The following is a 25,581-nucleotide window of genomic DNA, read 5'->3' on the forward strand; positions in this document are numbered from 1 at the left end:
GAAAAGGAGTCGTTCACGTTCATGAAATGGTGGAAAAGCCTGGCCCTGCTCAGCCTTGCCGCCGCGCCGCTCTACGGAGCCGCCGGCGAAGCGAGCGCCGAGCCGGGAGTCAACACGATCACGCTGACCAAAGGAAGCAAGCAGATGGACAAGGACGGCACGGCGATTACGGCGGTGCAGCCGCTGACGATCAAGAACGACGTCAGCTATGCGGCGTTCAGCACGCTCGCCCAGCTGTACGGCTACAAGACGTCCTACGACGCCAAGGCCAAGGAATCGATCGCCAAGACGCCGAGCGGCGAGATCCGCTTCCGGATGAATACGAAGGACATCTGGGTCGACGGGACCAAATGGACCGGCGAGGCGGCGAGCTACTCCGAAAAAGGCTCGCTCATGATTCCGATCCGCACCTGGGCCAAGATCAGCGGTAGCAGCATCAGCTTCAGCGGCAAGCAGATCCTGCTCCGCTGGACGGAGCAGCAGGCGCCGACCGCAGGCTTCCAGGTGCAGCCTGCCGTCATCTATGCCGGCGATCCGGTGACCTACGTCGACCAGTACGCCTCGCCGTCCGGAGCGCCGCTGCTGAATGAAGAATGGACGGGACGCCAGGACGTCTTCGTCGAGCCGGGCACGTATACGGTGACTCGGCGCGCGCAGGATGCGGACGGCAACTGGAGCGAGCCGTTCACCGTCACGGTGCAGGTGCTCGCGGTCAACCAGCCGCCGGTCGCCGACTTCACGACCGACAAGCCGGTCTACCGCCAAGGCGAGAAGATTGCCTACACGGATCTGAGCAGCGACGACAACAACGCGATTGATCCCGCCAAGACGAAGTGGACGGGCAAGCAGGACGCCTTCTTCTCGCCCGGAGACCATACGGTCACGCTCTCCGTCACCGATGCGCAGGGACTGACGTCGACCGTCAGCAAAACGATCTCCGTCACCGACGAGATCCTCTACACGGAGAATGAATTCGGCCTGCTGTTCGCTCAGCCGGGCGAGAAGATCCGCGTCGACGGCGATCAGGTGCTGAACATCCCGACGCGCAGCTACGACTTCGACTCCGAGCCGTCCAAGATGATCCGCAGCAACAGTCCGGAGATCTGGAACGAGGAAGGCATCGTCTTCGACGACCAGTTCGACGGCAAGGTGCGGCTGCTGTTCCACAACAAGAACAACATGTCCGGCAACGTGCCCGGCAACGTGCGCATGTATCTGGCCGTCACCAACGAGGGCTACCAGACGGCGCGCTTCGGCGTCGGCGCGACCGGCACCGGCGGCCCCGACCCGTCCGAGATCCGCACCGGCAAGCTGTCGACGATCCGCTATCTGACCGCCGTCAACGCCAATGGACCGCAGACGTACACGGACATCAAGGCGGGCGAGACGAAGCTCGTGCTGAACGAAATCTCGCAAAATGCGATCAAGCCGGGCATGGTGTACTCCGCCTACGCGGACGTCACCGCCGACCGCACGCTGCGCTTCCGCGTCGTCGTCGTGCGGGACGGCCGCGAGCCGATCGCCGCGCTCGACCAGCTCTCGCTGCTGCCGGCGGACGGCACCCACACGCGCGGCTCGTTCAACAACACGACGCGCGACATCCACATCGACGGCATGCTCGGCGAAGGCGGCAAGGCGGAGCGCGTCGTGCTCGGCGACAACAAGCTCGATCCGTACCTCGACGGCTACGACAACTCCGACGGCTCGCTGCAGCTCAACCGGGGCAACTTCGGCGTGCTGTACAAAATGACGGTCACGCTCGCCCCGCGCACGGTCATCTACCTCAATCCGCGCGGCGGCCTGTATGCGGGAGCGTTCATCGTCAACGGCCAGATCGTGCCGGTGACGAACAACGAGCAGCTCAAGAACTCCAGCGAGGCGGCCGTGCTGCACCGCTCCGGCGACAGCCCGGAGACGGTCGAGCTCAAGTACATGATCGCCTCCGGCAGCAACCTGCCGATCACGATGGTGTTCCAGCCGATGCCTCCTCTCAAGAGCTAGAAGGGCAAGAAAGGAGCCTGACCGTTGACGCTGAAATGGCGGGACGAGTACGAGCCGGAGCATCCGGAGGATGTCCGCGCGAGCCGGCGGAAGAGATGGATTCGCGACGCCGTGCTGGGGCTGCTGCTGCTGGCCGTATGCGTCCTGGCGGCGAAGCATTTCTCCGCGCGCGTCTTCGAGCTGGACGGCACCCTCTACAAGCTGGAGTCGGCTGCCGGAGAGACGAGGCGGTACGCGCCGGTGACGGGCAGCGCGGCCGGAGCGGTCGTCGCAGCCGGCTCGGACACGGAGAGGGTCGTCACGGCCGGCGGCTACCAGTTCCGCATCGAGGAGCTCGTAGCCGAGGCGGGCAAGCCGCCTGCCATGGCCGACGCGGTGTTCCGCATCGCCTATCCCGGAGGCGAGACGTACCGGGTCGAATGGTCGCAAGGGCTGCTGCTTGCTTATGACGCCGAGGGAGAGTTCTATGCCGGCGCGGCCGCCTATGCGAACGGAGCTCCCGTCGGCGGCGGCACCGTTCCGGAGCGGTTCCATCCTGCGGCAGTCTTGACGGCAGCCTACCCGGACTTTCAGGAAAGCCGCGGCCAGCCGATCCCGTTCGGCCTTGCCGTGCTGCTGTTCGTTCTCGGCTGGGGCATGCTGCGCTTCGAGCGGGTGCGGAGAGCGTTCTACTGGCTCTCCCTCGACTGGCTGCGCCGCGAAGACCCCGATCCCGAGTCCGGCGAGCTGAGCTACTACAAGCTGTCCGGCATCGCGGTCATGGTCGGCGGTGTCCTGCTTGGATTGGCTTCGCTGTAGGGAGGTATCGGGTTCCGCAATGATCGCAATAGAAAGGGACGAAACGGCGCCTGCGCCGTTTCGTCCCTTTTTCGTCCCTGCCTCTCTCCAAGCGGACGGAACGATCGGCGGCGTGCCAGATTACGGCGCGCGCAGCGCCTGCTCCTTGCCGCCGATCGTCTGCTCGTAGCGGGCGATCTTGTCGTCGAGCCGCCGGAGCGTGCTCGTCATGTCGTCGATCTTCTCCGCCAGCCGGCCGCGCTGCTCGACGAGCAGCGTCTTGCGCGCATCCAGCGTGCCGTCTCCCTGCTGGAACAGCGCCAGGTATTCGATCAGCATCTCGACCGGCAGGCCGGCTTTCTGCCGCATGCACTTGACGAAGTCGATCCATTTCAAGTCTTCTTCCCCATAGTCCCGGATCCCGCTGGCGCTTCGGCGCACCGGCGGAATTAAGCCGATGCGCTCGTAATAGCGGAGCGTATCCTGCGACAGCCCGAACCGCTCGCTCACTTCCGATATGGTCATCGGCATCACTGCGGGCCGACGACCGGATGCGGCACATAAGGCGCCTCGAGCGCAGCGGCTTCCTCCGGCGTCAGCTGGACCGACAGCGCGGCCACGGCCGTTTCGAGATGGGCGGCCTTCGTCGCGCCGACGATCGGAGCGGATACCGGCGACTGCTGCAGCAGCCAAGCGAGCGCGACCTGAGCGCGAGGAGCTTCCCGCTGCTCGGCGATGGCGGCGAGGCGATCGACGATCGCCTGATCGGCTTCGGCCATGCGGTCGTATTTCGACTTCTGCACCTGATCCGTCTCCGAGCGGAGCGTCGACTCGTCCCGGCCGCGCGTCAGCCGTCCGCCCGCGAGCGGGCTGTAAGGAATGACGCCGATGCCCTCCTCCCGGCATAGCGGCAGCATCTCTCGCTCCTCCTCGCGATAGATGAGGTTGTAATGGTTCTGCATGGAGACGAACTTCGTCCATCCCCGCTTCTCGGCCACATGCAGCGCCTTTTGGAACTGCCAGGCGAACATCGCGGAAGCGCCGATGTAGCGCGCCTTGCCTGCCTTGACGACGTCATGCAGAGCCTCCATCGTCTCCTCGATCGGCGTGTCGTAGTCCCAGCGGTGGATCTGGTACAAGTCCACATAGTCCGTGCCCAGCCGGCTCAGGCTCTTGTCGATCTCGCTCAGGATCGCCTTGCGGGACAGCCCGGCCCCGTTCGGACCGTCGTGCATGCGGAAATGCACCTTCGTCGCGATCACGACCTCATCCCGGTTCGCGTAATCCCGCAGCGCGCGTCCGAGATATTCCTCGCTCGTGCCGGCCGAGTAGACATTCGCCGTGTCGAAGAAGTTGATGCCGAGCTCCAGCGCCTGCCGGATCACTTCCCGGCTCCGCTCCTCGTCCAGCACCCACGGATGCGTCCAGCGCGTCGCGTCGCCGAAGCCCATGCAGCCCAAGCAGATCCGCGAGACGTCCAATCCGGTCTTTCCCAGCTTCACGTAGTCCATTCGTTGCAGCGCTCCTTCGGATTCATAGTGGCCAGCCTATGGAAAGTCTACCTCCTGGAGTCCGCTCCAAGTCAAGCCTTGCCGCGTCGAAATTATGTGAAACGGCAAAAAGCCGTCCCGCCAGCGATGGCGGAAACGGCCTTTAGCCCTTCTTGAAGCCGCGATCAGACCGCAGCGGGCTGATCCTGATTCAGATACACCGTCTTGCCCGTACGGGCCGACTCGTAGATTGCCTCGAGGATCTCGGTCACGACGAGCGCCTGCTCCGGCAGTACGACAGGGTCTTTGTCCTGCAGGATCGCGTCGATCCAAGCCGCGCACTCGACGTCGATGTCGCGCGCGCTGCTGCCGCTGTAGAACGCGACGCCGCCGGCGTTCAGGTCGATTTCCTTGACGAACAGGCGGCTGTTCTCCTCGCCGTTGATGCGCAGGCCGCCCTTCATGTCCGCGCCGCCCTCCGTGCCGCTGAGCGAGCATTTGGCCTCGTCGATGTCCAGCGTGTTGAGCGCCCAGCTCGCCTCGAGCGTGATCGTCGCGCCGTTCTCCATCTTGATGAAGCCCATCGCGGAGTCCTCGACCGTGAACTTGGCCGGGTCCCATGGTCCCCAGGCGTTGGCCGCGTTCTCCTTGGAGCCGAGCTTGTGGTACACCGAGCCCGTCACGGACACCGGCTTGTAGTTGTCCATCATCCACAGCGTCAGGTCGAGCGCATGCGTGCCGATGTCGATGAGCGGACCTCCGCCCTGCTTCTCCTCGTCGAGGAAGACGCCCCAGGTCGGCACCGCGCGGCGGCGGATCGCATGGGCGCGGGCATAGTAGATGTCGCCCAGCTCCCCTGCCTCGCACACCTTTTTGAGATGCTGGCTGTCGCTGCGGAAGCGGTTGTTGTAGCCGATCGTCAGCTTTTTGCCGGTACGCTTCGCGGCGTCCAGCATCGCGCGGGCTTCCGCCGCCGTCTTGGCCATCGGCTTCTCGCACATGACATGCTTGCCCGCCTCGAGCGAGGCGATCGAGATCGGCGCATGAGAGTCGTTCGGCGTGCAGACGTGGATGACGTCGAGGCTTCCGTCCTTGAGCAGCTCGCGGTAGTCGGCGTAGACGCCGGCTCCCTCGATGCCGTACTTCTCCGCGGCGTCGCGGGCTTTGTCCACCTCGATATCACAGAAAGCGGCGAGCACGACGTGCTTGTTCTGGCTGAGCGCGGGCAAGTGCTTGCCGTTTGCGATGCCGCCACAGCCGATGATGCCGACTCGGAGCGTTTGGGTCATGTCAGAGTTCCTCCCGGTTCGATAATCTCGGACTTCGCGTCCATGCCTCTACTGTAGCACAGCACAACAAGCGCGGGGACTATCGGAATCGGACATCGAGGGTGCGAAATCGCGACAACATGCAAAGGCACGAGCTCGCTCTCGCGGCGCGAGCGAATTTCTCTGGACGAAGAAAACGCCTCTTCTTCGGCCTTCGGCATTTTCGACAAAGCCGGGTAGAAATCGCCAGCGGCTCCTTCGACTGCCGCATTGCCAATCCCGCCGTGATGGAGTACGCTGAAAAAAACGGCTGGCTCCATCTCTTCAACCCAGCCTTGCCAGTATTTCGACAGCCTGAGCGGTTGGATTTCTTGCCCTTGAACGTCATTTGTTTAAACAGGAGGCACGAACATGTCTAACGCATGGAAGCCGAAAGGATATTCGAGCGTTTCCCCCTATTTGGTAGTGCCCAGCGCAGAGCGTGCAATCCATTTTTTGCAGGAAGCGTTCGACGCAAACGAGCTAAGACGTTTTTATAGGCCGGATGGTTCGATCATGCATGTCGAACTGCAGATCGAAGATACGGTTGTTATGCTTGGAGAAGCCACCCCTGCTTGGAGTGCAACGGTCGCTCAATTGCATCTTTATGTAGAGGATGTCAAAAGCGCTTATCAGCGTGCCGTTCATGCCGGCGGTAAATCAATCATGGAGCCGACCCGCAAAGAAGGAGATCCCGATCGACGTGCAGGAGTGAAGGATCCTGCCGGAAACACGTGGTGGATTGCCACGCAAGAGGAATCGTCCTAAGCCGCAGCGGACTTGTCCGCAGAGCTGAAATCGCAACAAAAAGCCAGCCCATGAGGCTGGCTTTTTTATCTCGACTGACCTTATGGCTGGAAATCCCCGCGCGAACCAGGCGGCCAGAAATCAGCCGTACGCCCGGCGCCGGAGCGCTCCGGCAGCTCCAGCTCCAGCTTCAGCCGGGCGCCGCCGGCTGCGGAGCGCTCCGCGCGCAGCGAGCCGCCATGCGCCTCAGCGAGCTGGCGCGCGATCGCGAGGCCAAGGCCCGAGGCGCCGTCCGGCGCCTGCGGCGAGCGCCGGCGAGAGCGATCCGCGCGGTAAAAGCGCTCGAACACGAACGGCAGCTCCTCCTCGGGGATGCCGCAGCCGTCATCCTCGACGATGAGCGCCAGCAAACGCTTGCTCTTTTCGGCCCGCAGCGCGATGGCCCCGCCCGGAGGCGTGTGCTTGACCGCGTTGTCGAGCAGGTTGTGCAGGATCTGCCCGATCCGGCCCGCATCGGCGACGACCGACCAGGCTTGCGGGACCGGCTCCAGCCGCAGCTCGATCCCCGCCGCGCCGCAGCGGGCCTCGAAGCTCGCCGCCGCTTCCGCGAGCAGCCGGCCCGCGGACTGGAGCGACGGCTCCAGCCGGAACTCCGGCCGCCCGTAGCCGCCGAGCTCCTCCAGCTCCTCGACCAGACGGCCCAGCCGCCTGACCTCCCCATAGCTGGCGGCCAGCCGCTCCGGCGTCGCCTCCCACACCCCGTCCTCCATCGCGCGAAGGGAGGCGCCGAGAGCGGCAAGCGGCGTGCGCAGCTCATGCGCGATGTTCTCGCTCATGCTGCGCCGCAGCCGCTCCTGCTCCTGCAGCCGGGCGGCCAGCCCGTTCATCGAGGCGGCGAGCTCCGCCAGCTCGGCCGGCCCGGCCGCCTGCACGCGGGCGGAATACGCGCCTCGCTCCATGTCGGCGGCGGCCTCCTTCATCCGCACGAGCGGCAGCTCCAGCCGGCCGGCCGCGGCATAAGCGATCGCTCCGGCGATCAGCACCGAGCCGAGCAGCGTCCAGAGCACCGACTCGGCGATCGCCCGCTCCAGATGGCCGCTCAGCGACGCCTCCGCCGCATGGCGCGCCAGCAGCAGCTCCCGCTCGTACATGGCGACATGCAGATGCAGCCCGGCCAGCACCGTTCCGGCGAACAGCAGCAGCACGAGCGCCGCGAAGCCGAGCAGCAGCAGCGTCAGCCGGCCGCGCAGGCTCCCGCTGCCGAGCGCGCGGGCGGCCGCCCCCCGGCGCAGCGCCCGCCAGCCGCTCCAGCGCGCCGGCCGGCCGCCGTCGCTTCGGCGGCCGCTCACGGCTCGCCCCCGAAGCGATAGCCCCGCCCGTACACCGTCTCGATGAACGGCGGCTCTCCGGCAGGAGGCTCCAGCTTCTGCCGGATGTTCTTGACATGCTGGTCGATCGTGCGGACGTCGCCCTCGTAATCCGGTCCGAGCGCAAGCTCCGCCAGCTCGTCGCGGGCGAACACGCGTCGCGGCCGCCGGGCGAGCGTCTGCAGCAGCCGCTGCTCCGCCGGCGTCAGGACGACCGTCCGGCCGGCGCAGCGCGCCTCGCCGGACAGCGCGTCCAGCTCCAGCAGGCCGCCGCGGAAGCTCAGCCGCTCCGCCAGCAGCGAGCCGGGATCGGCCCGCCTCAGAATCGCGCGGATGCGGGCGACGATCTCGCGCGGATCGAACGGCTTGACGACATAATCGTCCGCGCCGAGCGCCAGTCCGCGCAGCCGGCTTTCGGCCGAGGACTTGGCCGTCAGCATCAGCACCGGCACCGGGCTGAAGCGGCGGATGTCCCGGCACGCCTCCTCGCCGCTGCCGTCCGGCAGCATCAAATCGAGCACGACGAGATCGAACCGGCCCTCGCGGACATGACGAAGAGCCTCCGCGCCGCTCGCGGCCTCGGAGGTCTCATATCCTTCCCGCTGCAAATAGGAGGCGAGCGCCTCCCGGATCAGCGGCTCATCGTCGACGATCAGCACCGACGCCATCAGACGACGTCGTAGCCCTGCTCCTCGATCGCTTCCTTGATGGATTGCAGCGAGAGCTTCGCCTCGTCGAACTCGACCGTCACCTTGCCTGCGGACAGATCGACCTTGGCCGCTCCACCGGCTTCCTTGACGGCGGACTCGACCGAGCTTACGCAGTGGCCGCAGGACATGCCCTTCACTTGCAGCGTTTCGGTTTTCATCTCAACTTCTCCTTCGGCTCGGATCCGAGCAGGTAATAGGGTTGCCTTCTTCCCCTTCAATATACCCCCTGGGGGTATATAAGTCAACTCTGACTCCGCTCCGAGGCGGATGCCGATGCCAGCGCATGTCCGAGCTTGCCCCAAGGAGAAGGTTTGCTCCGTCAGCGCAGCGTCGCCGCAAGGATGACATGCAGCGAATCATTGATCCTGCGCTGCTTCGTAATATAACCGCTGGCCTCGAGCATGGAAACGAGCTCCTGGACGGAAGCCGGCTCCGCGCTCCTGCTCTCGCTCCTGCTCTCGCTCCTGCTCTCGCTCCCGCTTTTGTCCGTGTCCTCGGCGGCATCGGCTATGCTCTCCCTATCGATCTCCTCCATCCGGTCCGCGATGCAGATGCGGCCGCCCGGCCTGAGCACCCTCTGCATTTCCCGGATCGCCATCCCCGTCTGGTTCCGGTTCAGATGATGCAGGGCGAAGCTCGATACGACAAAATCAAATTTCCCGTCGAGGTAAGGAAGCGCCAGGAAGTTGCCGAGCTTCGTCTCCATCGCCGGATATTTGCGCTCGCATTCCTTCAGCATCCCGCCCGACTGGTCCACTCCCGCCATCGCCGCTCCCGCATCAATTAGAAGGCCGGCCAGATTGCCGGTCCCGGTCCCGATATCCAATCCCTTCTCCCCGCGCAGCGGCGACACCAGCCTGACGATCCAGCCGAGCGCCTCGTCATAGTCCTTGTACCGATGCTGATCCTCCCGGACGAGCCGGTCATGCGCGGAGGCCTGGCGGTCGAAGCCCCATCTGTCCTTCCATGCCCGCTGCTCCCTCAGCCTTCTCGATCCTTCCGCCAGCGCGTAGATGTCGTCCAGCGGAAGCTCGCGACGGCTTTTCAGCGTCTCGATCATCTCGTCCGTCGTCTCCAGGATCTGCTTCATCTCGACCCACTTGGAGGCCATGACCGAGCGTTGGAGCTCCAGAAAATAGAGCAGCGGACTGCTTCCTTCGTCCGTCCGAATCGCCTCCAGCGCCTTGCGGATCTCGCTTACCGGCATTCCCGATTCCCGCAAGGCGACGATCGTCTGCAGCCGCCAGATGTCTTCCTCGCCGAACTGGCGGTATCGATTGTCTTCCTGCTTGGACGGAGCGATAAGCCCTTTTGCTTCATAAAAGCGGATCGCCCTCGCGGACAAGTTCAGCCTGTCGGCGGCTTCTTTGATTTTCATGAGCGGCGCCCCCTTTACCCTCTCCTAACGTCAACGTCTATTATAAAGCCGAATAAAGGAGGCGGCTACCCGAATGAAGACGTTGATCAAAGGCGCGCTAGTGTTGACGATGGAAAAGGAAGAGGCGTTCTGCGGGGACATCCTGATCGACCGGGATCGGATCGCGGACATCCAGCCGTGCTTGGACGCGGAGGCCGACGAGGTGATCGACGCTCGCGGCATGGCGGCGATGCCGGGGCTGATCAACGCCCACCAGCATGCCCCGATGAGCTTGCTGCGGGGATTTTGCGACGATCTGAAGCTGATGGACTGGCTGGACAAAAAAATGCTGCCCGCTGAAGCCCGCATGACGCCCGAGGACGTTTATTGGGGAGCGAAGCTGGCCATGGCGGAGATGATCCGCTCGGGCACGACCGCGTTCGCGGACATGTACATCCACATGAACGAAATCGCGTCAGCAGTCGAAGAAGTCGGCATGCGGGCTTCGTTGACCCGGGGGCTCGTCTTTCTTCAGCCCGACGGCGGCCGCCGGATGGACGAGGCGATGGATCTGGTCCGCCGCTGGAGCGGCAAGGCCGGCGGCCGAATCACGACGATGCTCGGACCGCATTCTCCCTACACCGTTCCGCCGGAGCCGTTCCGCGAAATCATCTTGCTGGCCGAGCAGGAGAAGCTCGCCATCCATACCCACCTGGCCGAGAGCAAGGAGGAAGGGATCAAGATCCGGGAAAAGCATGGCCGGACGCCGACGGAATACCTGCATCAGCTCGGGCTGTTCGACCGCGTTCATGTCATCCTCGCCCACAGCACGAACCTGAGCCGCCGGGATGTCGGCCTCTTGAAAGGAATGCGGGGAGGCGCGTGCCACAACCCCGTGAGCAACCTCAAGCTCGGCTGCGGAATCGCGCCGATTCTGGACATGGCCGAGCAAGGGGTCACGGTCGGACTGGGCACGGACGGCGCAGGCAGCGCCGCCACGCTGGACATGTTCGAGGAGATCCGCGCCGCGGCCTGGCTGCAGAAGCTGGACTACGGAGATCCGGCGAGGCTCCCGGCTGCGGAGGCCCTGCGCATGGCGACGGCCGGAAGCGCGCAGCTGCTGGACATCGGCCGAGACGTCGGAACGCTGAAGGCCGGCAAAAAAGCGGACCTCATCCTGGTCGATCTGCGCAAGCCCCATCTGCAGCCGGTCCACCAGATCCATTCCCTGCTGGCCTATTGCGCGAACGGCGCGGATGTGGACACGACGATCGTCGACGGGAAGATGCTGATGCGAGGCCGCCGGCTGCTGACGATCGACGAGGAGGAGCTGTTGCGGGAAGTTTCCGCGCGCGCCAAGCGCATCGTGGAGGGCATTTGAATCCAACGCAAAAGGACATCCTCCCGGATGTCCTTTCCTATTCACCATGCGTTCCCCGTTCCTCCACACCCAGACGCCGCCGCTTCTCCCTGCCGCTGCCGGTCCGGCAGCGGCACCTCCATGACGATCGAGTACGGCTTGCCGCCCTCTTCGCCCGCGACGCAACTCCTAAGCGCCAACGATCATTGTACCTTATTTATTAGCGGCCCATTTACAATAGTATGCGCCATACACTATAATGATTTCCAGGAGCTGATGCATATGACGGATGTGAAGGAGACGCTGGCAGGCCTGCTCAGCGAGCTGCGCCGAGGCACGATCGTCATGGGCGTGCTCAGCCAGCTGGCCGAGCCGCAGTATGGCTATTCGCTGGTGTCGCTATTGGAGGAAAAGGGAATCGCCGTCGAGCCTGGCACCTTGTACCCGCTGCTGCGCAGGCTCGAGAAGCAGGAGCTGCTCGAGAGCCGCTGGGATACGAACGAGTCCCGCCCGCGCAAATACTACCTGCTGAGCGAGCTCGGCAAGCAAGTCTTCGCGGAGCTGCAGCAGGAGTGGCGCAAGCTGGTCGCCAGCATGGAAGGCCTAATGAACGAACCTGAAGGAGGAGATCGGGATGGAACTCGTTGATCGCTATATTCATGCGGTGACGGCGCGCCTGCCTGAGGCGCAGAGAGAGGATATCAAGCGGGAACTGCAGAGCTTGATCGAAGACATGCTGGAGGAGCGCAGTCCGGAGAGCCCCCCGACCGTCGAAGACGCGGAAAGCGTGCTGCAGGAGCTCGGCCATCCGAGCGAGCTGGCCGCGAAATACCGCGGCTACGAGCGTTATTTGATCGGACCGGGGCTGATCGACGCGTACTGGACGACGCTCAAGATCGTGACGGCCGCGATCGTATTCAGCCTGGCCGCCGCCCTCGCGATCGATTCGTTCCGGACGGACGCGGGGACGCTGGACAGCATCATGTCCTTCCTTGCCTCGCTCGTCTCGAGCGTCGCCCAAGGCTTTCTCTGGGTCACTCTGATCTTCGTCTGCGTCGAGCGCAGCCAACGGGCCAAAACGGCCGGAAGCGGGCGCATGAAAAAGGCATGGAAGCCTTCCGAGCTGCCGCCGATTCCCGAGGCCGGCCAGAAGGTCAAGAAAAGCGGACCGATCTTCGGCATCTTTTTTGCCGTCGCCGCCATCATGCTCGCCCTCTTCTCGCCCGATCTGATCGGCGTGTGGAGGATCCACGACGGCTCGACCGCAAGCGTTCCTTTCTTTGAGAGCGATGTAATCCGCCACTATGCGCCGCTTTTGTGCGGGTTGGCCGCCCTCGCCATCCTCAAGGAAAGCGTGCGGCTGATCGCGCAGCGAAGATCGGGCCGGCTGCTCGCTTTCCATATCGCGATGACGGTCCTGATCACGACGCTGGCCTGCCTCATGCTGGCCGACGACGCCCTCTGGAACCCGACGTTCATAGCGGACCTGGCCGCTGCGAGCCCCTTGCCGTCGGACGGCGAAGGCTTCGATACGCTGGTGTCGGTCTGGCCCCGCCTGAACGGCCTGCTCGTGAACGTTCTCCTCGTCTATGCCCTGGTCGACATCGTCCTTGAATTCATGGCATGGTTCCGGAGCAAGACTCCTTCTTCTGCAAAGGCCAGCCAAAAGCCGCTACCGCGCCCCTAAAATCCGTTCGGCCCTGCGCCGGAACTCCGCCGCCGCCGCCGCAGGCTCGATCCGCTGAAAGAGCAGCTGATCGTTCAGCTCGCGCAGCGCCGCCGTCACCTCCGCGGCGCCCGGCGGATCCGGCGGATCCATCGGCGAGCTGTTGGCCTGGACCCAATCCACATAGGCGAATACCTTCGCCAGCGCCGGATTGATATGAGGCAGCATCCCTTCTTTTACGGCCGCCGATACCGGCACCCCTCGTTCTCCGTTCAGGATCAGGTTCGACTCCAGATCATGGATGAAATAATCGATGAAGCGGGCCGCCTCCGCCTTGTGCGGCGAGCTTTCGGCGATGGAGAAAAACATGCCCGGCTTGAGGAACAAGCCTTTGCTGGAGTCCGGGCCTGGCATGGGAGCGATCGCCAATTCGCTTTTGCTGTCCTCGTTCATCGCCATGAACTGATTGGAATACCCCCAGTTGAACAGCGCTTTCCCTTCGACAAACGGATTGTTATCCGTCATCGCTTTATTGTTCCAGATGCTCGGCAAGGTCATCAGCTTGGCCTTCGCCAGCTTCTGCAGGCGGGCAAAAAAGTCGACGAACAAGCGGTCGTCCTCATAGCCGAGGCGCTTGCCGTCGCTCGAATACAACGATCGGCCGTGCTGGCGCAGGTAATAGGCGAAAAACTGCTCCGGCGTCAGATCGAGGCTCAAATAGACGCCTTTTCCCTGAATGGCCTGCCCCAGCTCGGCAAAGCTGTCCCAGGTCCAATCCGCAGTCGGCCGCTCCAGCCCAAGCGAGAGCAGCACGGCAGGATCATAGGCGGCGAACAAGGCGTTCGTGCCCAGGCTGAAGCCGTACAGGCCGCCTTCCGCGCTGCGTCCGCCCGCGAGCAGAGCGTCCGGAATGTCGCTGCTGCCGATCAGGCCGCGCTCCACGAGCGGCTGCAGATCCGCCAGCAAGCCGTGGCTCATGTATTCATACAAGTACGAGACATCCATTTGCACGATGTCCGGCAAGACGTTGCCGGCTGCGAGCGGCGCGAGCTTTTTCCAATATTCATTGAAGGCGCTGTAGTCATACTCGATCTTGATATGCGGGTTCAGCTGCTCGTAGCGGTGGATTACCTTGATCGTCGCTTCATTGCGGTAGTCGCCTCCCCACCAGGCGATCCGCAGCGTCAGCGGCTCCGGCGCGACGGTCGGAGGCTCCGCAGGCTGCGAAGCGCACCAACGGATGCCGGCCGCCGCCAGCAGCAGGATCATAACGGCAACGATCGCTTTGAACGGTTTCTTCATGAAGGATCCTCCTCCGGCAAAGGCAAGCGGACGCGCACTCGGGTGCCGCCGCCGCGAGCGCTCTCGACTTCGATGCCGCCGGCATTGCCGAAGGCGAGCCTCAATCTGTCCTTGATGTTGAGCAGGCCGATCCCCGTCCCTCTCGTCTCCACTTCTCCGGCCCAGATTTTCTGCAATTGCTCCGGGTCGATGCCAGGCCCGCTGTCCTCGACGACGATCTCCAGCCCGTCCGGATGCTCTCGGTCCAGATAGACCCGGATGCGGCACGGCTCGATGAACGGCTCCAGGGCATACAGGATGGCGTTTTCGATCAGAGGCTGCAGCGTCAGCTTCGGGAGCCTGACTTCCATGACCCGTTCCGGAATATCGACGGCAAAATCGAAGCGGTCCCGGAAGCGATGCTTCTGGATCGTCGCGTAGTGCCGGACCGTCGCGAGCTCTTCCTCGAGCGTAATGACCTTTTTCTTGTTGCTGATCGACGCCCGCAGCAGATAGCCGAGCGAGAGCACCATGCTCGAGATTTGCGGCTGGGCGTTTTTTTGCGCGAGCCAGTGGATGGAGTCGAGCGCATTGTAGAGGAAGTGGGGATTGATCTGCGCCTGGAGAGCTTTGAACTCCGTTTCCTTGAGCAGGATCTGGTTGGCGTAGTTTTCTCGGATCAGCGTGTTGATGCGGGCGATCATCAGACGGAACGTGCGATGCAGCTGTCCGATCTCGTCCAGCTGCTGCGATGGAGGCGCAAAGGCCGCGACATCGATCTGCTCAAGCTGGCCGTGCTGCACCTCCTTCATCTGGCTGATCAGCGAACGGATCGGACGGGTCAGGCTTTTGGCGAAGCCCCTGCCGATGACGAGCAGCAGGACGAGCAGCAGCGCGAACACCGCGAGCAGCGTGTTCTTCAGATGGATGATCTTCTGGAAGATTCCCTCGTACGGCACGGAATTGACATAGGCCCACCCCATGTAGGCCGATTTTTTATAGGAAAGAAAAATGGTCTCCCCTCCTTTCTTCACGATCCGGTAGCCATCGTCCGCAAGCGCATGCGGCGATGCCGCAGCGCCTTCGCCCTGATAGGGGAACAGCACCCGACCGCCCGTCTGCACGATAATGTCGCTGTCGGTCGAGGCGAAGCCCGCATAATCCTCGATCAGCCGCTCCATGTTCACGCGCAGGATGAGGACGCCGATCCGCTTCAGCGTCATCGGCTCATAGGCGCGGATTTGCCTCACTAGCATCAGCGTCGAGTCGCCTTCATCGGGATAGAACCAGCGGACGCCTCCCCTGCCTTCCTCGGACGCCTCGATCACGGAAGCGTACTTGGCTTCCGTGAACGAAGGCGAGGCTCCGTACCGGCTTATCGTTCCCGTCGCGTCGATGACCTGGACGGACTGCACGTAGCGCTCGGACGAGCTGATCTGCTTGAACAGCCGTTCCGTCAGCTGCTTGCGGATCTGGTAGCCCGCGTAGTCAGAGCTTCCCTCCCACAGCTGCTTCAGTCCGACCTGCACCTGGCTGTCCGACAGGATGCCGAGGCTGAGCGCCTCCAGCTTCTGCAGCTCCCGGTCGATGACCGTCGACGACAGGTTCAGCAGACGATGCGATTTGTCGTAGAGCTGCTTGTCGTAGATGGAGTAGGCGTATTGCAGGGAGCCGAACGCCGTAGCCAGAATGAGCACCGCCGCGATCAGAATGAGCAGGAATGTTCTTTGGAGGATATTGAGCCGGCTGAACATCCACATGGAAGGTTCTCCTTTACGCAAAAAAGAGACTCCGCCGGACTCGGGGGTCCCGCGGCGGTCTCTTCATGCTATCGATTTATTTGGCGTTATAGCGGTCCAGAGCGACCTGATGGAGGCGGACCGCCTCGTCGATGCCCATGCCCTTGATCGTTTCCACCATCTTGTCGAATTCGGAGATCGGCTTCTGCCCGCTGATGATCGCCGTCATCGTCTCGTTCAGATACGTGTTGACCTGGCTCATGATGGAGCTGACCTGACTCGCCTCGTCCGTCGTCAAGCGCAGCGGAGGCAGCGTCAGCTCGGAGCTCGCCTTCATCCACTGTTTGTTCGCCTCGCGCTGACCGTCATCGAACAGCAAGGCGTCCAGATACTTCGGATCCTGATTGATCGGACCATCCATGATCGAGAGCGCGTAGGAGGCGAGCGCCTGGTCGTAGGTGAGGCCGCCGGGATTGTTCGTGATCGTCTCCGTGAACTTGATGCCGTCGCCTTCCTTGACGTAGCTCTCCCCTTCAATGCCGTAGTTGAACAGCTCATGGCCGATCGGGCTGTAGTTGAAGTCCATCCACTGGACGAGGTACGGCAGCTTTTCTTTGGACGCGCTGGAGGTGATCGCTTCCCCGTAGGACAGCACTTTGTTCTCGAGATTGAACGCGGCGTAGACTTTTCCGTCCGGAGCTACCGGTCCCAGCACGCCGGTCAGGTTGAAGTCCGGGTTGTCCTTGCGCATCAGGTTGAAATACTTGCCCATGCCGCTGAACACGCCGCCGGCATAAGAGCCCGCCAGGTTGTTCGTCACCTTGTAGTCGAACGCCTTGCCGTCATTGGTCATGATTTCCGGATCGACGAGCCCTTCCTTGTACCAGACGGACATCGTCTCGAGGAAGTCGCGGTACTGCGGCTGGATCGGCCCGTAGGCGACCTTGCCGTCCAGCATCTGGAACCCGCCGATGAGGCCGAAAGCGGTCGTGAAGTCATGCAGCTTCGTCAGGTTGCCCGGTCCCCAGTTGCCCGTGAACGGCAGCTCGTCGGGCTTTCCGTTGCCGTTCGGGTCCTTTTCCTTGAACGCCTTGAGGACGGCATGCCATTCGTCGATCGTCGTCGGGGGCTGCAGGCCGAGCTTGTCGAGCCAGTCCTTCCTCATGATCAGGCCCGAGGTCGCGTTCAGCTTCACCGCGTCCAGCTTGAGGAGAGGGAACATGTAGATCGTGCCGTCGTCGAGCGTAATCTGCTTCTTCACATCCGGATCGGACTCGATGATCTTCTTGAGGTTCGGCGCGTACTGGTCGATGAGCTCATTCAGCCGGATGATGCGCCCGTCCTCGATCATCTTCTCCGGTCCGCCGACCGCATCCGCCCAGTTGTAGTAGATGATGTCGGGCAGCTCATTCGTCGAGATCAGCAGGTTGAACTGGTCCTTCTGCTGGCCGAGAGGCGGGTGGGTGAACGTCGCCTTGATGCCGGTCAGCTCTTCTTTTTTCTTGTAGCCCGCCATCTGGCCGAAGTTTTCCAGCGAAGCGGTCAGCTTGGCGTCATTCGCCCGCCAATACTTGATTTCGAGCGGCTCCTTCACGATCGGCAGCGGGATCTCGCTGAGCGGCTGCGGCGCGGCGGACGGCTGCCCGGCGTTCGTTTCCGCTCCGGGAGTTGCGGAAGGGCTGTCGGCGTTGCCGGAGCATGCGGCCAGCGCGGCCAGCATGACAGCGGAGAGCAGGATGGCCCCTGATTTTTTTACCATTGGATTCGCCTCCATAGATGGGTTATTGCTTGACGGCGCCGATCAGGGCGCCCTGGACGAAAAATCGCTGGATGAACGGATAGAGCAGCATGATCGGCAGCGTCGAGACGATGATCGTCGCGTACTTGATGTTCTCTCCGAGCGCGAAGCCGGTATCGATGCCGGCGCCCATCGCCTCCGTGCTGCTGCTGATCAGGATGTCGCGCATGACGATCTGGATCGGGTACAGCTCCTGGCTCCGCAGGTACAGCATCGGACCGACAAAGTCGTTCCAATGGTCGACCGCGTAATAAAGCGTCATGACGGCCAGGATCGGCTTGGACAGCGGCAGCACGATGCGGGCGAGGATGAGCAGATCGTTCGCTCCGTCGAGCTTCGCCGATTCGATCAGGCTGATCGGCAAGCCCTCGAAGCTCGTTTTCATGATGAGGAAATAGAACGTGCTGATCGCGCCCGGGATGATGATCGCCCAGCGGGTGTCGACGAGTCCGAGATTCTGCACGAGCAGGAACGAAGGAATCATGCCTCCGCCGAAAAACATCGTGAACGTGATGAGCTTCATCATCGTCTTGCGGCCGAGCAGATCGGGCCGCGACAGCGTGTAGGCGGCGAGCGAGGTCATGATCAGGTTGACCAGCGTGCCGGCGGAGACGTAGAACAGCGTGTTCAGATAGCCCTGAAGGATCTTGGGGTTTTTAAGCACATACGCGTAAGCGTCCAGCTGGAAGCCTTCGGGCGTCAGCATGAACGAGCGCGACCGCAGCATCCGCTCCGGATCGCTGATCGAGGAATTGAGCACGTACAGCATCGGATAAAAGGAGATGGCGATGACGCCAAGCAGCAGAACCGTATTGACGGCATCGAATGTTTTTTCGCCGAGAGACCTTCTCATGGGTCCTCCTTTCTTTCGCCGCTACCACAGGCTGGTCGAGTTCACCTTGCGGCTGATCGCGTTGGCCAGCAGGAGCAAGCCGAAGTTGATGAGTCCGTTGAACAGCCCGATGGCGGTGGAGTACGTATAGTTGCCCTCCAGGATGCCGGATCGGTAGACGAAGGTGGATATGACGTCGGACGTCTCGTAGGTCGGCGCCGTCTGCATGAGCAGGATCTTCTGGAAGTCGGCGTTCATGACCGCGCCCAGCCGGAGGATGAGCATGACGACGATCGTCGGCAGGATGCCGGGCAGCGTCACATGGAGCAGCTGCCGCCAGCGGCCCGCGCCGTCGATCCTGGACGCCTCGTACAGCTGCGGGTCGATGCCGCTGAGCGCGGCCAGGAAGATGATCGAGGCCCAGCCCGCGCCCTGCCAGATGTTGGACAGGATGTAGAGCGGCCGGAAGAAATCCTTCTCGGCCAGGAACATGACCGGCTGCAGGTCGAACAGGCCGCGGATGACGTTGAACAGGCCGCCGTCCAGCGAGGAGAACGTCTTGAGCATGCCGACCACGACGACGACCGAGATGAAGTGCGGCATGTAGCTGAACGTCTGGACGGCGCTCTTGAACCATTTCTTGCGCACCTCGTTCAGCAGCAGCGCCAGCACGATCGGCGCGGGAAAGCCGATGGCGATGCTGTAGAGGCTGAGCAGGAGCGTGTTCTTGATCAGACGCTCGAAGTAGTAGCTGTTGAAGAACATCTTGAAGTTGTCGAAGCCGATCCACTGCCCGTCCAGAATCCCCTTCACGGGACTGTAGGACTTTTGGAACGCCATGAGCAGTCCATACATCGGTCCGTAAGCAAAGACGGCATAATAAGCGATTACCGGCACCAGCATGAGATAGACATATTTGTTGCGAAACAGCTCCTTCTTGATCCAGGCCGTCCGGCTCCGCGTCCATCCGGTCCTTCCCGCCGCCGCGGCCTCTTCCAGCTTCAAGTCGATCCCCCCGTTCTTTCCTTTCGCCGTCTGGCAGCGTGAAGCGCTTTCAATGCACTCCTTTACTTTACCTTCGCCATCCTTTATTTCCCATGTCCAAAACCGGACAAGAGCAGCAAAAAACCGAGCATTGCCGAAACGAAAAAAAGCCCCGCTCGGAGGGAGCGAGGGCAATCAGCGGGAGCCGCGATATTCGGTCGGGGAGACGCCGGTCATCTTTTTGAACATCTTGCTGAAATAGGAAGCGTTGAAGCCGAATCCCGTCTCCTCGGCGAGCTGGGCAACGGTCATGCCGGCATCCTGCTCCATCCGCTCGATCGCTTTTTGGATGCGGTAGCGAAGCACATGCTGGGTGAATCTCTCGCCGGTCTCCAGCTTGAACCGCTTGCCGACATAGTCCGGATTCATGAACATCTCCTTGGCTGCCGAGGAGAGCGACAGCGATTCGTCGGCGTAGCTCCGCACGACGATCGCCTTGACCGACTCGACCATGCGGGAGTGGCGGCGGCGGGTCTGCTCGGCGCGCTGTCCGGCGATCTCGCGCCGCATCTGCTCCAGCAGCCCCTGAAGCGGCCGGATCGAGCCGGTCGCGATCAGCTCCGGCAGCCGCTCCAGGCTGCGGTCCATCTCCTCGCGGCCGTACAGGCGGCTCAGCTCCATGAACAGCTGGATGAGGTAGGACTTCGCCTCCGGCACGTCCAGCCGCCAGGCGGCAAGCTCCTCCATGAGCCGGTCCAGTTCCTTTCGCGATTCAGCTTCGTTGCCCGCCTGGATCAGCATGAGCAGCCGCTGCATGTCGAATTCGCCCCGAGTCCCGGTCTCTGCCAGCGGCTCCATGACGTCCTGCGGCGTGATGAGGCCGCCCTCGCCGAGATAGAAGCGATAGCCGAGGCAGCTCAGCGCCTGCAGGTACAGCCGCCTCGCCTGCTCCGGCGGGCCGGCCTCGCTGAGCGCGGCCGTCGCGTCCAGCCGGTAATAGCGGAGGTACGCCTCGCGCACGAGATCGATGCCCCGATACAGCTCGTCCTCGTCGCCATCCTCCAGCAGAAGCATCGCGTAGCTGCCGCTGAGCGCGCTGAGCAGGCAGCCGGGCAGCAGCTCCTCCGCGATGTTCTTCATGGCGAAGAGCTGCTCGTACTCCGGATCGCCATCCGCCTCGAACAGCAGCAGGCGGATGCTCCCGACGTTCTGCTGAAGGCCGAACATCTCGCGGCCGCGGGTCCATTCGCGCTCTCCGTACCGCTTGTTGGAGACGAGCTCGCGCAGGAATTGCTCCCGCGCGTACGGCAGCGCCTGCGCCAGGTTGTGCTTGACCGACTCCAGGAAGCGGCGCCCGGAGTCTCGCTCCCGCTGAGCGGCGACGATCTCGTCGAGCGCGGCGGTCACATCCTCCGAGCTGCAAGGCTTCAGCAAATAATGCTTGACGCCGTGCTGCATCGCCGACTTGGCATATTCGAACTCATTGAATCCCGTCAGCATGATGATTCCGACATCCGGGTACGCCTCGGACACCCGCTCGGCAAGCTCCAGTCCGTCCATGCCCGGCATGCGGATATCCGTAATCAGAATGTCCGGACGGACCGACTCCATCAGCTCCAGCGCCGCGATGCCGTTCTGCGCCGTACCGGCAAGCACGGTCCCATGGCGCTCCCAAGGGATGACCGAAGCGATTCCGTCCAGGATGATGAACTCGTCGTCGACGAGCAGTACTCGGCAAGGCTGCATGCTTGGCTTCCTCCCATGTCGGACGCTATTAAGGACCTATTATAGCCGACCTTGGGATAAAGCGGCAAAGGAAAGATCGAATCCGCCGCTCTCGATTCCTAGAGCATGCTGGCAGACACGCCCTAGCGAGCCTGGCCCCCCTCCTCGACCAGAGACGGCTCGACGCCTTGCAGGAACGGCGTCCATTCTCCTGCCGCATACAGCTGCAGCCGGTGCATGGCGCGCGTGCACGCCGTATAGAACAGCTTCCGCTCGCTTTCCCGATGATAGGTCCGCGACGAAGCGTCGTAGATCAGCACGGCGTCGAACTCGACGCCTTTGGCCAGATAGGCCGGGATGACCTGCGTCCCGTTCTCGAACGTCGGCTTCTCCTTGGTGACGAGCCGCAGCGACGGGCAGCCCTGCGCGGTCAGGAGCTCATGCGCCTCGCGGCTTTCGGCGGCTGTTTTCGTGATGACGGCGATCGAGGCGAAGCCTTCCGATTGCAGCGCCGCCAGCTCCTCGGCCATCCGCGCCGCCAGCCGTGCGCTGTCGTCCGCCTGGATCAGCAGTGGCTTTTTGCCGCTTCGGGCGAAGGGCACGATCTCCTTTGCGCTCGGCAGCAGCGCTTTGGTGAACTCGACGATCTCGCGCGTCGACCGATAGCTGCGGACGAGGCGGATCAGCCTCGTGTCCGCCTCCCCGTAAAGCCGCATCAGCGGCGAGTCCTCGCCGTCCAGCTCCGTGGCCTGGGTAAAGATCGCCTGGCCGAAGTCGCCCAGCACGGTCATGCGGGCGCGGGGAAACAGCTTCCGCAAATATTCATATTGAACCATCGAGTAGTCCTGGCCTTCATCGACGAAAACATGCCGCACTTGCGTATTCGTCCGCATGCCTTCCACAAGCTCCCGCAAATAAAGGAACGGCGTCGCATCCTCGCTGAACAGCTCCCCGCGAGCCAGCTTCTCCCGGGTCTGATCGCAGATATCCGGCCAAAGCCGGGGCGCGGCCGCCTGCTCTGCCAGCGCCGCATAAGCCTGCTCCGGATCGAACAGCTGCGCGTACAATCCGGCCATGTCGACGAACTGCATCCGCCTCACGCTTCGCCGCAGCGGCTTGAACCGCTCCCGGACGATCGCGCCGGCCAGCAGCTCCTGCTCCCTCTCCGCGTAGTCGAAGTCTCCTTCGTCCCGGCGCCGCTTGTTCTGCACGAACTCCTGGATGCGCTCGTACTGCTCGGCGAAGTCGAACACGCCCCGTTCCTTGTGCAGCTCCCGGTGCACGGCGTCGTAGCGGTCGTTGTCGAGATAGTCGAGCTCCTCGCTCACCCAGTCCGCGCCGCGCTCCTTGCGCTCCAGCCCGGCCAGCTCCCGGAGCAGCCACTCCTGAAGCATGGCGACGCGATTGGCCAGGCGGATCGAACGATCGTACCCGTAAAAGCGCTCCGCCATCCGGCTGGCCGGAATAAGCTCGCGATCTCCAAGCCGGATGCCGCTGAAGCGCATGCCGGAATGCCCCAGCCCTTCCGCATAGTCCCTCAGCGCCTGCAGGAAAGCTCCCGACGCCTTGCAGCGGATGCCCTCCACCCGGGCGTCATGCTCCGGCGAGCCGGCCATCTGCAGGACGTATTCGATAGCATCGAATGGATCCTCAAGGCTCAGGATCGAGCCGATGCCCTGCTCCAGATATTCTTGGAACGTCGCCTGCTGCATGTTCTCCTCGCCGAGCTCGGGAAGCACGGTCGAGACGTAGCTGTTGAACATCGGATTCGGCGAAAACAGGACGATCTGGTCCGCCTTCAGCCGGTCCCGGTTTTTATAGAGCAGGTACGCCACGCGCTGAAGCGCCGCAGACGTCTTGCCGCTACCCGCCGCTCCCTGCACGATGAGCATCCGGCTCCTGTCGTCGCGGATGATGGCGTTCTGCTCTTTTTGGATCGTCGCGACGATGCTCTTCATCTGTGAGTCCGCGCCCTGTCCGAGCGCCTGCTGCAGCAGCTCGTCGCCGATCGTCAGGCTCGTGTCGAATACGTTCAGCAGCCGGCCTTGGCGGATCTGGTACTGGCGCTTCAGCTCCATGTCGCCCCGCACGGCTCCGTCCGGCGTGTCGTAGGAGGCTGGCCCCGGAGAGTGGTCGTAGTACAAGCTCGCGATCGGCGTGCGCCAGTCGTAGACGAGGAAGTCCATTCCTTCCGCGTCGACGAAGGAGGAGACGCCGATGTAAACCGGCTCGGCGGAGCCGACGCCATGTTCGCGAAAATCAACGCGTCCGAAGTACGGGGAGGGCAGCAGCCGGGTCATGCTCTTCCATTGCTGCAGCCGCAGCCGGTGGCTGCGCTCCCGTTCCGAGAGCAGCGCCTCCTGCTGCCGGATGCTGTAGAACGTTTCCTCGAAGTCCTCGTCCGTGGCCGTGTTGACCGTCACTTCTTCCCAAAAGCGCTTGCGGATGTCCCCCGCTTGCCCGTGCAGCCCGGCCACCTCCGGCTCCAGCTCGGCGATCCGCTCCCGCAGCTTTTGGGCGACTCGATCCAGCCGTGCCTGCTCTTCGTTCCATTCTCGCTCATGCCGCATGTCCGCACCGACTCCTCCCGTTTTCCTCTGAAAAAGGCATTTGACATCCAGCCGCGACCCATGGTAATATTGAATTAAAGGTAAGATGCAATAACTGTGGATTTTAATAAAAAATTGAAGCGACTGGTTTTCTGATGATACCATAGCTTCGTTTTGCGCGCAATGGCGCGGCAGCATAAAAAAACCCCCGGTCCACGGACCGGGGGTCTTTCGTTTGCCTTTCGCCGAGGCTCTATAGATTGACGACTGCCTGCTCGGTCGTCCAGACAGCCGAGGCGAACCCTTTGAAATTGACGAGAGCGGCATTGAACCCGTCCGCAGGAGCCGCCGTCGCATCCTGAACGATCGCGACCTCGAATCCCTCCTCGATCAGATGCCTCATATGGGATTCGACGCACACATTGGATACGACCCCGGCCAGAACGATTTTGCTTACCCCTTGCTTGCGCAGCTGCAAGCACAGATCGTTCGTTGCCGGGCTGGCGATCTTGTGCGCATTCGCGATGATCGTCTGCCCGTCTTCGAGAAACGGCAGCAGGTCCGGCACGAACGCCGCTCCGGAGGCCGGCGGCACCGGGCTCCGCGCATCGGGACGATCGTAGGCGTAGGTGGAAAGGAGGAGCGTCTCCTCCGCTCCCTTGAACTGCCACTTATGGTCATGCGGATACAAGTAGTGGGGAGAGACGAAGACCTTATACCCCTTTTGCTTGGCTGACTGGAGCAGCTTCACCAGGTTGCCGACCGTATTGTTTTGCAAAATGACCGGCTTGAGCAGCTCATACCCGGGATGCCCCGGCGACAAAAATTCATTTTGCGGATCGGTCAGGACGATGCCGGTCGTCGTCGGATCGACAGTGAACATCACGATTCAGCCTCCTCAGCATGCGATTCTGCACCTAGCCTTCCCCGAAATTTCAAAATCATTGCAGCGTTGCCAAAGGCCCGCCTGGGCGCGTCAAACCAAGCTGTCCCGCCTACGCGGTCGGCTCCTTGTTCACCGGATCGGCCAATTGCCTGCGAAGCAGGGCGATCTCGTGCTTATAAGGCGGGTTCTTGTATTTGACCGGCCCAAAGGAAGGCGTCTCCAGCAGCATCGGAATGTCGGCCAGCTGGGGATGATGGACGATATAATCGAGCGCCTTCAAGCCGATGAAGCCGTGGCCGATATTCTCGTGCCGGTCTTTGCGGGAGCCCCGCACGTTTTTGGAATCGTTGATGTGCAGCACCTTCAGCCGGTCCAGGCCGATCAGGCGGTCGAACTGATCGAGCACCCCGTCGAAATCGTCCACGATATTGTAGCCGGCATCGTGCACATGGCAGGTATCGAGACAGATGGAAAGGGAGTCGTTATGCGTGACCCCGTCCAAAATGCGGGCCAGCTCCTCGAATCGGCTGCCGCATTCCGTTCCTTTGCCGGCCATCGTCTCCAGCGAGATCTGGGCTTTGCCGCCAGGCTCCAGCACCTCGTTCAAGCCTTCGACGATTTTGCCCAGCCCGATGTCGATGCCTTCCCCGACATGAGCTCCCGGATGCAGGACGAGCTGCCTCGAGCCAAGCGCTTCCGTCCGCTCCAGCTCGTCGCGCAGAAACGAGATGCTGTGGCGGAACACCTGATCGTTCACGGCGTTGGCCAGATTGACCAGGAACGGAGCATGCACGACGATGTCGGCGATGCCGTGCTCCCGCATATGCGCCTGCCCCTCGGCGATCCGATAGTCCGAGATCGGCTTTCTTCTTGTATTCTGGGGCGCGCCCGTGTAGATCAGGAACGTATTCGCACCATACGAAGCCGCTTCCTTGCTCGCTTGGAGCAGCATTTCTTTCCCGCCCATGGATACATGGCTGCCGATCCGCATGCCGTCCCTCCTCT

At 62.6% G+C, this 25,581-nt stretch carries 22 protein-coding genes; 6 read left to right on the top strand and 16 right to left on the bottom strand.

Annotated features, from left to right (window positions below):
- Positions 1–21 precede the first annotated feature (21 nt).
- The gene (locus GE073_RS16750) at positions 22–2,001 is read left to right on the top strand and encodes a stalk domain-containing protein (RefSeq protein ID WP_153783894.1); all 1,980 of its coding nucleotides are present in this window, start codon (positions 22–24) and stop codon (positions 1,999–2,001) included.
- A gap of 24 nt (positions 2,002–2,025) precedes the next feature.
- Entirely contained in the window at positions 2,026–2,799 is a 774-nt protein-coding gene (locus GE073_RS16755) for a hypothetical protein (RefSeq protein WP_153783895.1), read from the top strand.
- Positions 2,800–2,919: 120 nt separating this feature from the next.
- On the opposite strand, the gene GE073_RS16760 is transcribed toward GE073_RS16755, so the two are convergent.
- The 3 genes from GE073_RS16760 to GE073_RS16770 all read right to left on the bottom strand — a co-directional run bounded on the left by GE073_RS16760 (position 2,920) and on the right by GE073_RS16770 (position 5,557).
- Entirely contained in the window at positions 2,920–3,303 is a 384-nt protein-coding gene (locus GE073_RS16760; protein ID WP_028597171.1) for a MerR family transcriptional regulator, read from the bottom strand.
- A 5-nt stretch (positions 3,304–3,308) separates the two neighbouring features.
- The gene (locus GE073_RS16765; protein WP_153783896.1) at positions 3,309–4,289 is read right to left on the bottom strand and encodes an aldo/keto reductase; all 981 of its coding nucleotides are present in this window, start codon (positions 4,287–4,289) and stop codon (positions 3,309–3,311) included.
- 164 nt (positions 4,290–4,453) lie between these two features.
- On the bottom strand, positions 4,454–5,557 hold the full coding sequence (locus GE073_RS16770; protein WP_028597175.1) for a Gfo/Idh/MocA family protein: 1,104 nt from the start codon (positions 5,555–5,557) through the stop codon (positions 4,454–4,456).
- Between the two features lie 390 nt (positions 5,558–5,947).
- Between GE073_RS16770 and GE073_RS16775 the strand changes: the two genes are divergently transcribed.
- Positions 5,948–6,343, top strand: a complete 396-nt coding sequence (locus GE073_RS16775; protein WP_101807838.1) for a VOC family protein — start codon at positions 5,948–5,950, stop codon at positions 6,341–6,343.
- Positions 6,344–6,423: 80 nt separating this feature from the next.
- Here GE073_RS16775 and GE073_RS16780 read toward each other — a convergent pair whose 3' ends face one another.
- From GE073_RS16780 to GE073_RS16795, 4 genes are all read right to left on the bottom strand, one after another.
- Positions 6,424–7,671 (bottom strand): sensor histidine kinase, encoded by a 1,248-nt coding sequence (locus GE073_RS16780; protein WP_101807839.1) that lies wholly within the window; start codon positions 7,669–7,671, stop codon positions 6,424–6,426.
- Positions 7,668–8,357, bottom strand: a complete 690-nt coding sequence (locus tag GE073_RS16785) for a response regulator transcription factor (protein ID WP_101807840.1) — start codon at positions 8,355–8,357, stop codon at positions 7,668–7,670. The genes GE073_RS16780 and GE073_RS16785 overlap by 4 nt, the downstream gene beginning before the upstream one ends.
- The gene (gene copZ / locus GE073_RS16790) at positions 8,357–8,557 is read right to left on the bottom strand and encodes a copper chaperone CopZ (protein WP_101807841.1); all 201 of its coding nucleotides are present in this window, start codon (positions 8,555–8,557) and stop codon (positions 8,357–8,359) included. Before copZ ends, GE073_RS16785 begins: the two co-directional genes overlap by 1 nt.
- 161 nt (positions 8,558–8,718) lie before the next feature.
- Positions 8,719–9,777: a MerR family transcriptional regulator gene (locus GE073_RS16795; RefSeq protein ID WP_101807842.1), complete on the bottom strand. Its 1,059-nt coding sequence runs from the start codon at positions 9,775–9,777 to the stop codon at positions 8,719–8,721.
- 73 nt (positions 9,778–9,850) lie between these two features.
- Between GE073_RS16795 and GE073_RS16800 the strand changes: the two genes are divergently transcribed.
- From GE073_RS16800 to GE073_RS16810, 3 genes are all read left to right on the top strand, one after another.
- Positions 9,851–11,137, top strand: a complete 1,287-nt coding sequence (locus GE073_RS16800; RefSeq protein WP_101807843.1) for an amidohydrolase — start codon at positions 9,851–9,853, stop codon at positions 11,135–11,137.
- A 261-nt stretch (positions 11,138–11,398) separates the two neighbouring features.
- Positions 11,399–11,764: a PadR family transcriptional regulator gene (locus GE073_RS16805; protein WP_101807844.1), complete on the top strand. Its 366-nt coding sequence runs from the start codon at positions 11,399–11,401 to the stop codon at positions 11,762–11,764.
- The gene (locus GE073_RS16810; protein ID WP_101807845.1) at positions 11,751–12,803 is read left to right on the top strand and encodes an HAAS signaling domain-containing protein; all 1,053 of its coding nucleotides are present in this window, start codon (positions 11,751–11,753) and stop codon (positions 12,801–12,803) included. The genes GE073_RS16805 and GE073_RS16810 overlap by 14 nt, the downstream gene beginning before the upstream one ends.
- On the opposite strand, the gene GE073_RS16815 is transcribed toward GE073_RS16810, so the two are convergent.
- From GE073_RS16815 to GE073_RS16855, 9 genes are all read right to left on the bottom strand, one after another.
- The gene (locus tag GE073_RS16815; RefSeq protein ID WP_101807846.1) at positions 12,789–14,084 is read right to left on the bottom strand and encodes an ABC transporter substrate-binding protein; all 1,296 of its coding nucleotides are present in this window, start codon (positions 14,082–14,084) and stop codon (positions 12,789–12,791) included. The two genes, GE073_RS16810 and GE073_RS16815, sit on opposite strands and share 15 nt — an antisense overlap.
- Positions 14,081–15,823, bottom strand: a complete 1,743-nt coding sequence (locus GE073_RS16820; protein ID WP_101807847.1) for a sensor histidine kinase — start codon at positions 15,821–15,823, stop codon at positions 14,081–14,083. Before GE073_RS16820 ends, GE073_RS16815 begins: the two co-directional genes overlap by 4 nt.
- A gap of 76 nt (positions 15,824–15,899) precedes the next feature.
- Positions 15,900–17,561: an extracellular solute-binding protein gene (locus GE073_RS16825; RefSeq protein WP_101807848.1), complete on the bottom strand. Its 1,662-nt coding sequence runs from the start codon at positions 17,559–17,561 to the stop codon at positions 15,900–15,902.
- A 22-nt stretch (positions 17,562–17,583) separates the two neighbouring features.
- Positions 17,584–18,453: a carbohydrate ABC transporter permease gene (locus tag GE073_RS16830; protein ID WP_101807849.1), complete on the bottom strand. Its 870-nt coding sequence runs from the start codon at positions 18,451–18,453 to the stop codon at positions 17,584–17,586.
- A gap of 21 nt (positions 18,454–18,474) precedes the next feature.
- Positions 18,475–19,335 carry an ABC transporter permease gene (locus GE073_RS16835; protein ID WP_153784757.1) on the bottom strand — a complete coding sequence of 287 codons (861 nt, stop codon included), beginning with the start codon at positions 19,333–19,335 and terminating at the stop codon, positions 18,475–18,477.
- Between the two features lie 276 nt (positions 19,336–19,611).
- Positions 19,612–21,162: a response regulator gene (locus GE073_RS16840; protein ID WP_153783897.1), complete on the bottom strand. Its 1,551-nt coding sequence runs from the start codon at positions 21,160–21,162 to the stop codon at positions 19,612–19,614.
- A 122-nt stretch (positions 21,163–21,284) separates the two neighbouring features.
- Positions 21,285–23,711 carry an RNA polymerase recycling motor HelD gene (gene helD, locus GE073_RS16845; protein WP_153783898.1) on the bottom strand — a complete coding sequence of 809 codons (2,427 nt, stop codon included), beginning with the start codon at positions 23,709–23,711 and terminating at the stop codon, positions 21,285–21,287.
- A gap of 232 nt (positions 23,712–23,943) precedes the next feature.
- Positions 23,944–24,573, bottom strand: coding sequence for a cysteine hydrolase family protein (locus tag GE073_RS16850; RefSeq protein ID WP_153784758.1), 630 nt, complete (start codon positions 24,571–24,573; stop codon positions 23,944–23,946).
- A 112-nt stretch (positions 24,574–24,685) separates the two neighbouring features.
- Positions 24,686–25,567 (bottom strand): deoxyribonuclease IV, encoded by an 882-nt coding sequence (locus GE073_RS16855; RefSeq protein WP_153783899.1) that lies wholly within the window; start codon positions 25,565–25,567, stop codon positions 24,686–24,688.
- Between the last annotated feature and the right edge of the window lie 14 nt (positions 25,568–25,581).

It is taken from the genome of Paenibacillus sp. B01 (assembly GCF_009649995.1).
Taxonomy (GTDB): domain Bacteria; phylum Bacillota; class Bacilli; order Paenibacillales; family Paenibacillaceae; genus Paenibacillus_O; species Paenibacillus_O pasadenensis.